Genomic DNA, 11,175 nt, shown 5'->3' with positions numbered 1-11,175 from the left:
TCGGACAGTATAATCCACCGATCTGAACAATATTTGAACAACGCAAAGAACCGGGATTTCCCCCGAGGGGACATCCCGTTCTCTATAGCGCTTTAGGTATAGTCAAAGTACCGCTCAACCATTCCTCAACAAGCGTTATCGTCTATGAAGTTTTAATAAAATTTAGCAACCGTATAATCAGCCGCATCCTTAATCATTTCCGCAGCTTCTCCATTCTGGACCGCGGCGGCATCATAAGTGGTGTCGATCGTTACCCACTCATCGGTTTCCTCCAGGTAAACCTCATTCCATGCATGGTAGGTGTCCGGATCATCCATTTGATAACCCATTACCAGCTTGGTTGGAAGGCCGACGCTTCTCGCCATCGCCGCGAAGGTAGCCGCATAATCGTAGCATATACCCTTCTCCGCTTCGAACACTTCATCCAGATTCGGGATGTAGCCCGGCTCAACCGTTGCTGCCAATTCATAATCGTATTCTATGGTTTCGGTAATATATTGATAGATCGCCGCAAGCTTTTCCTCGTCGGTTTCGAGATCCTCGGTCAGTTCAGCAGCTTTCACGACTGCCAGCGTCTCCTCATTCCAATCGATCGGCGGTATGGTTTGCAAAAATACGGCATTCGCATCTTCCATCTCCAGAACGACTTCTTCCTGGGCAACTACTTTATATTTAGTACCGCCTACCGCTTCAGCAATAAGAATCGTATACTTGCCGTCGCCAAGCTGCAGCGGGTATTGTGCGCCTTCAACCAGATTATAATCGTAGTGCACTTTCCCTTTTACCACTCGAACAATCGCTTTGGCGTTCTTGCCAATAGCATAATCAACCGTAACAATTCCTTGATCCAACAAGTCTTTATCAACCGCCGCTTTAGCCGGCGCCGCGAAGGCGGCATTCGGCAGAGCAAGCAGGAATATTGCCAAAACTATTAGAATAATACGTCTTTTCGGGAACATAAAAAAGCCTCCATTTCGGCAGCTGGCTGTCTTTTTAGTACGAGTACTAAGGAAGACCCTATAGTTTTGCGTCTTTAGCTTTCGCTAAATTTGCCTTTATCGGCGGAAAGCACCGAAAAAAATATTTATTTATCAGGTAAAGTATACCATATACCTTGTCCTTTTGTATATTCAATATTTTCCATGTCTAGCTCTGCGTTTTTCCTCACCGCCAGCAGCTCCCCGTGCTACATGAAGGCGGCCCGACTTGATGAAGTCATTCTACCATTTCTGTATGATCATGGCCTTGAGATTCATAGATTCCTATCCACAAGACATCCACATCATGGAACATATATTCACATGGTATGAAGTCGGGAATCCTTCATTCTTCGCGCAAATAAATTCCCGTTTTTACAAGCAATTCGCCGACTTGCCCTAACGTCCCGCCCGACGTACAATGAGGATACCGCTTGCTTTGTCCACATTACGAACAATGTTATCCACAAAGTTATGCACAGCATGTGGATAATCATAAAATTCGTCATAACCGTCCACAGTGGATATATCGAGCCGGCCTTTCGGTTATCCTCTTGGGGATAGCTGCTATCACTTTATTATGCAAATAAGCGGCACTGCAAACTATGCCTATACCCTTAAATGGAACGTTATGAACGTAAAGAGGTGTACCCTTGGAAGAAGAACATATGTTATGGATGCGCATGGCGATGGAGGAAGCGGAGAAAGCCGCAGCTATCGGCGAGGTGCCGATCGGCGCCGTCATCGTTCGCAACGGGGAAGTCGTCGGACGCGGCTATAATTTACGTGAAACGTCCCTTGATCCTACCGCTCATGCGGAGATGATCGCCATTCGCGAAGCCAGCCGGAATCTCGGCGCCTGGAGGCTGCTGGATTGCAAGCTGTACGTCACGCTGGAGCCTTGTCCGATGTGCGCGGGCGCCATCGTTCAAGCCAGAATCCCTCATGTCATCTTCGGCACGAGCGATCCTAAAGCCGGATGTGCGGGAACGCTCATGAACTTGCTTCAGGAGGAGCGTTTCAATCACCGCGTTGAGCTTACGCAAGGCGTGCTGCAGGAAGCATGCAGCGAACGGCTGTCGCGTTTTTTCCGCGAGCTTAGGGAGTTGCGCAAGCAGCAATCGTCCCCGTCCGTTGAACAAGGCTAAACGGCGGCGCCTTATTTTATGAGGGCCGTTCGCGTTTACCGGAAATGAACAATCAACGGAGGAGGATACAACCTTGTTCGCCGTACTCTACAAGCTTCGCTGGTTTTATAAAATGCACTGGATTCGTTACTCCATCGCCGTGACGCTCCTCGTTATTGTCGGCGTGCTCGAGCTCGTGCCGCCGCGCATGATCGGCAGCGCGATCGACCGGATTCAGCAGGGAACGCTGACCAAGTCGGAGCTAACGGCTTTCCTGCTTCAATTTACCGCCGTCATGGCCGTCATTTATGTCGTTTCTTACTACTGGATGTATCAGTTGTTCGGCGGGGCGTTCCTGATCGAACGTATGCTCCGCTCCCGTTTCATGCGCCATCTCCTACGCATGACGCCGACCTTCTTCGAGCGCAACCGGACCGGCGATCTGATGGCTCGCGCGACGAACGACCTGCGGGCGATTTCCGCGACCGCCGGTTTCGGCATCCTTACGCTAGTCGATTCCAGCGGCTTTATGCTGGTCATTTTATTTGCGATGGGCTACCTCATCAGCTGGAAGCTGACCCTTGCTGCGCTTATTCCATTGCCCTTAATCGCCCTTGTGATGAGCCTGTACGGCAAAAAAATTCACGAACGCTTCCGCTCGTCACAAGAATCGTTCGGCCAATTGAACGACCATGTGCTTGAAGCAGCGGCCGGCGTTCGCGTTATTCGCGCTTATGTTCAGGAAACGGCGGATCAGGCGAAATTTGCGAAGCTAACCGATGACGTATATGAGCGAAATACCGACGTTACCCGGATCGACGCCCTGTTCGAGCCGACAGTGAAGCTGCTTGTAGGCGCCAGCTATTTAATCGGGCTCGGTTACGGCGCTTATCTTGTATTCCGCAACGAAATCACACTCGGCGAGCTCGTTACGTTTAACGTTTACCTCGGAATGATGGTTTGGCCCATGTTTGCGATCGGCGAGCTCATCAATATTATGCAGCGCGGCAACGCATCCCTCGACAGGGTTAACGAGACGCTCGCTTACAAGCCGGATGTGGCCGACAGCGATGAGCCGAAGCCCCCGTCCGGAACGAAAACATTGCGCTTCGAGCGTGTTACATTCCGTTATCCTTCCTCCGAAACGGACAATTTAACGGATATTTCATTCAGGCTGGAGCCTGGTCAGACGCTCGGCATCGTCGGCAGGACCGGCAGCGGCAAAACGACGCTGATTCGTCAGCTTCTTCGCGACTATCCGAGCGGCAAGGGCATCGTCTCGCTTGCCGGCGTTCCGATCGAGCAAATATCGCTTGAAAGCTTGCACGGGGCAATCGGTTATGTGCCACAGGAACAAATGCTGTTCTCGAAAACGGTCCGCGAAAATATCCGGTTCGGCAAACCAGATGCAACCGAAGAGGATATCGCAAAGTCGCTTGAAGCGGCCTATTTCCTGCGCGATATTCCGCTTCTAGCAAACGGCCTCGACACGCTTGTCGGTGAGAAAGGCGTAGCGCTTTCCGGCGGACAAAAGCAGCGGGTCGCGATTGCGCGCGCTCTCATAGCCGAGCCGGAGATGCTCATTCTCGATGATTCCCTGTCCGCCGTCGACGCCAAGACGGAGGCGGCAATTATTGCGAACGTACGCCGTCTCCGCACCGATAAAACGACGATGATCGCTACCCATCGGCTTTCCGCCGTACAACACGCCGATCTAATTATCGTATTGGAGGGCGGCCATATCGTCGAGCAGGGCACGCACGAGCAGCTGCTGCAAGCAGGCGGCTGGTATCGCGAACAATACGAGCGCCAGCAGGTCGAAGCCAACTTATCCGAAGAAGAAGGCGGTGAATCGAAGTGAGCGCCGGAGGAACGATAAATAACAGCCCAAAAACCGCCGGTGCCGGAAGCCGCTTGCTTCGGTACGCGCTTCAGTATAAACGCCGTTTCACCGTCGGTCTCGCGATGCTTGCCGTCGCCGTATTCGCAGAGCTGTGCGGTCCCTTTATCGCGAAGACGATGATCGATACGCATATTCTCGGCATCGAAAAGCCCTGGTATGAAATAACGGCACCTACAGGTGTCGGCGATGCCGGCAATACGATTGATCCCGACGATATTGTCGGCTATCGGGACAAGCAATACGTCCGCAGCGACAAACTGCCGAAAGGTGCGGAAGCCGGCCGGGAGGTACGCGTCATCCAGACGGGGAAGCATTTTGTGTTCGTCAATGAGCCGCTGCGTTTCGACGGCGAACGTTCCCTAACGGACGGCAGTCTTGTCGTACGCAAAGACGGCAAAGTCGCTTCCTATGCCGTCCAGACGTTATCGCCCGGCGAATTGTTCGCGTTCTATAAACCGGAGGTACGCGGACTGATCGAGCTGGCCGGCCTATATCTGCTGCTTCTCGCCGTCGCATCGGCATTCCATTACGGGCAAAAATACTTTCTCCAAACGGCGGCCAACCGCATCGTGCAAAAGCTTCGTTTGGACCTGTATAAACAAATCCAAAGGCTTCCTATTAATTATTTCGACAACATGCCGGCCGGGAAGGTCGTCTCCCGCGTAACGAATGATACGGAAGCGGTCAAAGATTTATTCGTTTCGGTGCTGACTCAGTTTTTCTCCGGCGCGATCAACATGATCGGCATTTATGCCGCATTGTTTCTGCTCAGCCCGAGGCTTGCCGCGATTTGTCTCGTTATTATACCGCTTCTGGTCGCCTGGATCTGGCTGTACCGCAAGTACGCCGGCCGCTACAACCAGATTATCCGCGCGCGAATCAGCGATTTGAACGGCATCATCAACGAGTCCATACAAGGTATGACGGTCATTCGCGCGTTCCGCCGGCAGAAGCAAACGATGGATGAATTCGAAGCGCTCAATACCGAATATTTCGTCTACCAAAACAAAATGCAGCACCTTAACGCGCTTACCTCGTTCAATCTTGTCAACGTGCTGAAAAATTTCGCATTCGCCGGCGTCGTCTGGTACTTTGGCGGCGGTTCGTTTACGTTCGGGGGCGCCATCACCTTCGGCGTGCTGTATGCCTTCATCGACTATCTCGGCAGGCTCTTCCAGCCGCTTAACGGGATGGTGAACCAGCTTGGCATGCTGGAACAAGCCCGTATCGCCGCCCAGCGCGTATTCGAGCTGATCGACGAGCAGGGAACGGATGTCGCGCAAGGACAGCTTCCCCGCTACCAGGGCAACGTCCGGTTCGACAACGTCTGGTTCGCTTACAAAGACGATTACGTGCTGCGCGGCATTTCGTTCGAAGCCAAGCAAGGCCAGACGGTCGCGCTTGTCGGTCATACCGGTTCCGGCAAAAGCTCCATTATGAACCTGCTATTCCGTTTTTACGACCCGCAGCGCGGGACGATCACGATCGACGGCCAGGATACGTCGGCCATCCCCAAGCAGCCTTTGCGCGAGCATATGGGCATTGTGCTGCAGGACCCGTATTTGTTCACCGGCACCGTAGCGTCGAATGTCAGTCTGAACGATCCGGCCATTAGCCGGGCGCAAGTCGCGCAGGCGCTGAACGACGTCGGCGGAGCGCAAATATTGGCCGGACTGCCCAAAGGTTATGACGAGCCTGTACTGGAGAAAGGGGCCACCCTGTCGGCCGGGCAGCGGCAGTTGATTTCGTTCGCGCGGGCGCTCGCATTTAATCCTGCGATTCTCATTCTTGACGAAGCCACCTCCAGCATCGATACGGAGACGGAGGCGGTCATCCAAAACGCGCTTGAGGTGCTAAAAAAGGGCCGGACCACCTTCATCATCGCGCACCGGCTGTCGACCATCCGCAGCGCCGATCTTATTCTCGTGCTGCACCGCGGCGAAATCGTTGAACGGGGCACGCATGAATCGCTTCTTGGCCTGCAGGGACGTTACGCTCAAATGTACCGGCTGCAGCAAGGCGCAAGCTGACAGCGCTCGAAGAGCCTTTTCGAGTTAAGCCGTCCACCAATGGCTTTTCAGCTGATATACGCAAAAACCCGCTAGTCTGCACCTTCGTGCGGACGCGGGCTTTTTTTATATCCGTTTCATTGGCTGAATCCAATTTCCTGATTGCTTGCGCCTCGAAGCTCGACGGGGATATCCTGAGGCAGGACGACCGTCACCGCCGCATAAGGATATTCATCCGTTAACCCCCGCTTCCGCGGCAATTCTTTAACGGATACGTACATGGTCGTACCGACCGTTTGCACCGTCGCGACCTCGTCCGGCTTTAACGCCTCGATATTCCGTTCCGAAGAGGTCCGGACCCGGTAATTTCCGAATAAGGAGACGGAACGATCCGCCGTTTTATCGATTTTCGGCTGCCGGCCTCCGAACTGTACGACGATCCGATTCACATCCGCCGGCACGTTCTCCGACACCTTCGGCAGATCCAGCGAACGTTCGGTCGAGCCTACCGCATATCTGACTTCGTTAAGCAGCCCGGTTGATGCCAGCATCGCATAGCCGAGGCACAAACATCCGATCAAACCCACGAACAGTACGCTGAACACGTCGTACTTCACGATCCGATTTTCCGTTTTGGACAATACGGCGAACAGCAATATTTCAATTCCGATCATAACGAACACGACCGGCCACCACGCAATCAACGTATCGAACGCGGAAAGCCCTTGCCACGACGAGATCAATAACGTAACCCCCGCCATAATAAGCGAGATCCCCATCGAAAAGGTTCCTACGCGCCATTGCTTCATTGTCCGTCCCCTTCTTTCTTAACGGAGCTGCCCAGCAGCAGCCTCAGCCCGCCCCCGATCAGCAGCGTGGAGATGACGAACAGTTGAAAGTATTGATGAAAGTATCCCGAGATATGAAGTTCCGGAAATTTCCGCTCCAATAGCTGCAGCACGACTCTATCCAGCAAGTAATAACCTCCGAATGCGATAAAGGCGATGCCAAGCCATTTTTGATGGTTCAGGAGCCAGCCTACGAGCGGAATATCCTGCAGCTCCTCGCGATCGTGTTTGGAAACGAGCTGGAGCGCATCGAATAAACTGAAAAACCAAATGATCGGGATCAAAAACATGAAAATCGACAGCCGCAGCACATCCATGATGTAAATGCTGAACAGAAAACCGGCCATCAGCTGCAAGCCGCGGCGCTGCAAGCCGAGGTACATATGCCCGGCTCCGGGAAATATCGATAGGAACATGGCGACAAGCTTGCTTTTACGCCCGTCCTGACGGTTTAGATCAAGCTCCTCGATGATGCTCCGGTCTACGAGCGTCTCTCCCCTATGCTTGCGGTTCAGCTGCTGGATGGCGTCGAATATGCAGTAAAACACGATGACCGGCAAACCGAGCAGGAATACGAAGAAGCCGTCTTCCCGCGTCATATACGAAACAAAGGCGATCATGGCAAACAATCCGAAAAAGCTGATGAGAAACGTCAAGCCGCGCTGCATCAGGCCTAGCTGGAAATGGCCGAGTCCCGGGATAAACGACAGCAAAATCGTTTTGAAGCGCTCGTCCTGCTGCTGAGCCGCTTCCGCCGGCGACCAGTGCGGAGAAGACATCCGTGCCTGATCCTGTCCGTATTGTCCGTAAGGAAGATTGCCGCCCATCGTACCGTCGGGTGTTCCTCCTCCCGCTTCGCCGGCGCTTGCTGGGCTTCCATAGAAGCCGCCTGCAGAACCTGCGGAATACGTTTTCGTTCCGTCGCCCGTCCAGCTCCTGTTCATGCCGGCGCCACCGTGCGGAGTGCCATTTCCCCTTGCCAACAGCGTAATAATCATATCAAGCATATTGATGGCCGCCGCCACAAGCGCAAAGCCTATCATCAGCATCGCAAAATCTGCCGGTATCGAACCGCCGCTGCCGAAATCCATTAGAATCAATAGGAAAATCGGGCCGAACGAAGCGCCTCCGTACAGCACACCGCGGACGTACCGGCCTAAATAGAGGTGCCCCAGCCCAGGGATAAACGACAGCAAAAATGCGGCGATCGGATTTTTATTCATGTTTTTCCCCTCCTCTTTGTGCCTGCATCGCTTCCAGCATCGAAACCGTTTTTTCCATCAGCCGTTCGGAAATCGGCTCCCGCTGTTCGCCGGACTGCGTTTCCAAATGCTCGACCCGTGACGAAATGTTATGGAACATCCCGGTCGACATCAATATCAGCGTAATAACAGCCGCCACCGCATAATGGAACAACGGTCTGCGGAATAACGGCACTTGGCTGACGACAGCCTTCCCGCTGCCTTTCGCATCAACGCCGCCGTCTGCAGCAACTCCTGCGCCAGATTCTTCTGGAACGGGTAAAGCCGTGCCCCCCAGCTCTTTTAAAGCCGCCATGACGCGATCCGTAAAGTCCTTTCCGGGCATATCCCTTTCCCATGCGTCCGAAGAAGACACCTCTTGCGACTTTCCCGAATCATTTAGCCCTTCCAGCAGTTCAACATATTGATTCATGCAGATGTCGCACTCATACAAATGTTTCTCGAAAGCATCCCTGTCGCGATCGTCAATGCGGCCTTCCGCATACATTTGCCATTCTTCTTTACTATAATGGTTCGCGCTCATCGCAAGTCTTCCTCCTTCCAGTGCTTCTTCATCCAGGTTCTTGCCCGAAACAGCTTTGACGCCACCGTCTTAATTTCAATGCCTTGTTCATCGGCGATTTGTTGATACGACTTCTCTTCCAGGTAAAAAGCGACGACGACCTCCCGATAGTTCGCAGGCAGATCGTTCACATATTTGGCGATCAGCTCGCCGCGTTCTTTACGAACGACTTCGAGCTCCGCAGCGTTCTCGGAAACCGGCATCGCGTGTTCTTCATGCGTATCGGTCAGATACTCTCTGCGGTTGGAGCGCTTGCGTCTATAATCAATCGCCGTATTGACGGCGATGCGCGTAATCCATGTTTTGAAGCCTTGGTGCTGGTAACGGGGGAGAGAAACGAAAATTTTGACGAACGCTTCCTGAAGCACGTCTTCCGCGTCCTTCTGATCGTTTAAGATCGGATATACGGCTCTGTACAAATAAGCCTGATACGTTTCGATAATCGCACGGAACGCATCCGTTTCCCCCGCCAACACGCTTTCGATGACGGCATGCTCTTGAATGCGGCTCTCCCCCTTTCCCGTTCATTCCATGACTAATAGACGAAGCCTTTTACGAAACTACTGCACTGCCGCCAAAAATATTTTTCCCAACCGCAACAGCGTTCAGTAATTCGATTATCGGGCATCCGACGGGCAAATGTATATCAAGCAGCGAAAGAGACCTTCCAGCTCCTAAGTCAAGGATAAACGGCTTCGCCGCCCTTTAAGGGCAGGCGCTTTTATCGGGAAATCGAACAAGCCCCGGAGATATACTTTCTGCCCTGATATTTCAAAATAAACAAAGCCCCCTCCCCGCCGATGCGGGAATGAGAGCTTTGTACATGCGACGATGCCAAATGATTACGATGCCGTTTCTACTGCGATGATGATGACCGCCGCAATAACCAACGGCCCGAGCAAGATAACCCAAGCCAGCGGGCGGGCAAAATTGACGGTCCACCCGATGCCGACCCTTTTTTCCAAAAAAAGCGTCGGATCGTCCGGATTATAATAAATCATGCCGAGCTTCCAGTGTTTATCGTCGTTGATCGGCTCCACCGCTTCCGGGGACGGGGTGCCCTCGACGGCAAGATTGCTGCCGCCCTGCCCGGTACGGATCGACAGCAGCACAACGCCTACGACCATGGCCAGCGGGACGAGCAAGTTCACGGCAAGCACTAGATTGCCATCGAAGGAAAACAACAGGCTGTATTGGTCGAAAACGAACATAAGCACCATCGCCAATCCCATTGCGAACAGAAATTGCGACCAGCTGCGGCGAAAGCGGGTATTTTGGCCGATCGATTTTTGCAGGTTATTCGCATCGATCTGCTGCTTGCTCTTCTTGATGGCGACATTAATGGACGAGAACAAGCCGACGATAACGATTTGGATAATCGACATCATAAACACGTTTCCAAACGATTTCGGTTCCGTACGGGTAACGTTGCCCTCAAAATCGTAATGCATGTTCAACACGTCCGGAATTTTGTCGTAATTGAGCGCAAGCACCAAAGCATTTACTGCGACTACGCCGATTTGCAGCCAGTACCAGGATGTCGAAATGACCAGCTTTTTACGAAACGACGTATCGACCGCTACAATACGCAGGCCATGTCCGATCCAGCCTTTCTCCGCCTTCAGCTTTTTCATTTTATTATGATAATAATAGTACATGAACGTCGATACGAGCCCGACTACGATAACATTAGCCGTTATCACGATGGCGATACGATCAGGGCCGACGGCAGCGGCTATGGCGGAACATACGACGAGCAGCAATAATCCGAAGCTTCCCATCCATCCGGCATAACGTCTCCGCATCGACCTCAGCAGCGGGGTATGAAATTCAGCTTCCGGTATGGAACAGCCGAATTGCACCGTCTTCCTCGTCCAATAAGGGGTAAAAGCAATAATACCGATCGTAATGGCGTTCATTAACAACAAATACGAGTACATAATCAACAATTCCATACTCATACCTCCCCATGACTTTATGGCTCACGGCTAGCTTTGGCGAATCCGGTTGACCGCAGCGGTCAGACTCGACCCAATCCGCGGTACATAGCCGCCACCGCTTCCGTCAAATCCTGCATCGTCATACCCCGGCATTTGGCTTCGGCTATGATCGGCTTCAGCTCGCTTTGCAGCTTCTCCGTATACGCGCTGGTCATTCCCGGCATCGTATCCGGCTGGACGACTACGCCTTTCTGCCGGTGAATTTGAATAAATCCCTCTTGCTTAAGCAGCGTATAGGCTTTATTTACGGTATGTAAATTAATGCCTACATCCGACGCCAAGCTTCGTACGGAAGGAAGCGGATCGCCGGGTTTAAGCTCTCCCGCTGCAATCCCTTCGATTATTTGATTCATAAGCTGCTCATAAATCGGCGTTTCCGACTGCAGATCGATTTGGATGATCACAACCAGCCACTCCCCGTGTATATCTGTTATATTATATATATAACAGATAGATTGCAAAGTAAACCCTAAATACATAAATTAAG

At 52.6% G+C, this 11,175-nt stretch carries 10 protein-coding genes and 1 riboswitch; of the genes, 3 read left to right on the top strand and 7 right to left on the bottom strand.

Annotated elements, in window-relative coordinates; genetic code table 11:
• Window positions 1-152: 152 nt before the first annotated feature.
• A complete protein-coding gene (locus DQG23_RS27150; RefSeq protein WP_113034180.1) occupies window positions 153-959 on the bottom strand; it encodes a transglutaminase-like domain-containing protein in 807 nt (268 codons plus the stop codon).
• 14 nt (window positions 960-973) lie between these two features.
• A riboswitch (cyclic di-GMP riboswitch) is annotated at window positions 974-1,064 on the bottom strand.
• A gap of 581 nt (window positions 1,065-1,645) precedes the next feature.
• Here DQG23_RS27150 and tadA point away from each other — a divergent pair.
• The 3 genes from tadA (at window position 1,646) to DQG23_RS27135 (ending at window position 6,037) form a co-directional block, all read left to right on the top strand.
• Window positions 1,646-2,125, top strand: a complete 480-nt coding sequence (gene tadA, locus DQG23_RS27145; protein ID WP_113034290.1) for a tRNA adenosine(34) deaminase TadA — start codon at window positions 1,646-1,648, stop codon at window positions 2,123-2,125.
• A 73-nt stretch (window positions 2,126-2,198) separates the two neighbouring features.
• A complete protein-coding gene (locus DQG23_RS27140; RefSeq protein ID WP_113034179.1) occupies window positions 2,199-3,965 on the top strand; it encodes an ABC transporter ATP-binding protein in 1,767 nt (588 codons plus the stop codon).
• 104 nt (window positions 3,966-4,069) lie between these two features.
• Window positions 4,070-6,037 (top strand): ABC transporter ATP-binding protein, encoded by a 1,968-nt coding sequence (locus DQG23_RS27135; protein WP_113034289.1) that lies wholly within the window; start codon window positions 4,070-4,072, stop codon window positions 6,035-6,037.
• 116 nt (window positions 6,038-6,153) lie between these two features.
• Here DQG23_RS27135 and DQG23_RS27130 read toward each other — a convergent pair whose 3' ends face one another.
• The 6 genes from DQG23_RS27130 to DQG23_RS27105 form a co-directional block, all read right to left on the bottom strand.
• A complete protein-coding gene (locus tag DQG23_RS27130) occupies window positions 6,154-6,825 on the bottom strand; it encodes a hypothetical protein (protein ID WP_113034178.1) in 672 nt (223 codons plus the stop codon).
• Complete coding sequence (locus DQG23_RS27125) at window positions 6,822-8,087, bottom strand: hypothetical protein (RefSeq protein ID WP_113034177.1); 1,266 nt, start codon at window positions 8,085-8,087, stop codon at window positions 6,822-6,824. Before DQG23_RS27125 ends, DQG23_RS27130 begins: the two co-directional genes overlap by 4 nt.
• On the bottom strand, window positions 8,080-8,649 hold the full coding sequence (locus tag DQG23_RS27120) for an anti-sigma factor family protein (RefSeq protein ID WP_113034176.1): 570 nt from the start codon (window positions 8,647-8,649) through the stop codon (window positions 8,080-8,082). The genes DQG23_RS27125 and DQG23_RS27120 overlap by 8 nt, the downstream gene beginning before the upstream one ends.
• Window positions 8,646-9,164 (bottom strand): RNA polymerase sigma factor, encoded by a 519-nt coding sequence (locus DQG23_RS27115; RefSeq protein ID WP_238178049.1) that lies wholly within the window; start codon window positions 9,162-9,164, stop codon window positions 8,646-8,648. Before DQG23_RS27115 ends, DQG23_RS27120 begins: the two co-directional genes overlap by 4 nt.
• A gap of 366 nt (window positions 9,165-9,530) precedes the next feature.
• A complete protein-coding gene (locus DQG23_RS27110; protein WP_158560719.1) occupies window positions 9,531-10,643 on the bottom strand; it encodes a DUF1648 domain-containing protein in 1,113 nt (370 codons plus the stop codon).
• Between the two features lie 65 nt (window positions 10,644-10,708).
• The gene (locus DQG23_RS27105; protein WP_113034173.1) at window positions 10,709-11,092 is read right to left on the bottom strand and encodes a GntR family transcriptional regulator; all 384 of its coding nucleotides are present in this window, start codon (window positions 11,090-11,092) and stop codon (window positions 10,709-10,711) included.
• Between the last annotated feature and the right edge of the window lie 83 nt (window positions 11,093-11,175).

The organism is Paenibacillus contaminans, from assembly GCF_003285015.1.
Taxonomy (GTDB): domain Bacteria; phylum Bacillota; class Bacilli; order Paenibacillales; family NBRC-103111; genus Paenibacillus_V; species Paenibacillus_V contaminans.
Note: the sequence above shows the minus strand (reverse complement) of the source record. Positions and strands in the feature narration are given on the sequence as shown.

Excerpts from the sequence above, each read along its gene's own strand:
- DQG23_RS27150 (WP_113034180.1), bottom strand. The coding sequence starts at position 959 with ATGTTCCCGAAAAGACGTATTATTCTAATAGTTTTGGCAATATTCCTG.
- tadA (WP_113034290.1), top strand. The coding sequence starts at position 1,646 with ATGTTATGGATGCGCATGGCGATGGAGGAAGCGGAGAAAGCCGCAGCT.
- DQG23_RS27135 (WP_113034289.1), top strand. The coding sequence starts at position 4,070 with ATGCTTGCCGTCGCCGTATTCGCAGAGCTGTGCGGTCCCTTTATCGCG.
- DQG23_RS27130 (WP_113034178.1), bottom strand. The coding sequence starts at position 6,825 with ATGAAGCAATGGCGCGTAGGAACCTTTTCGATGGGGATCTCGCTTATT.
- DQG23_RS27125 (WP_113034177.1), bottom strand. The coding sequence starts at position 8,087 with ATGAATAAAAATCCGATCGCCGCATTTTTGCTGTCGTTTATCCCTGGG.
- DQG23_RS27120 (WP_113034176.1), bottom strand. The coding sequence starts at position 8,649 with ATGAGCGCGAACCATTATAGTAAAGAAGAATGGCAAATGTATGCGGAA.
- DQG23_RS27110 (WP_158560719.1), bottom strand. The coding sequence starts at position 10,643 with ATGGAATTGTTGATTATGTACTCGTATTTGTTGTTAATGAACGCCATT.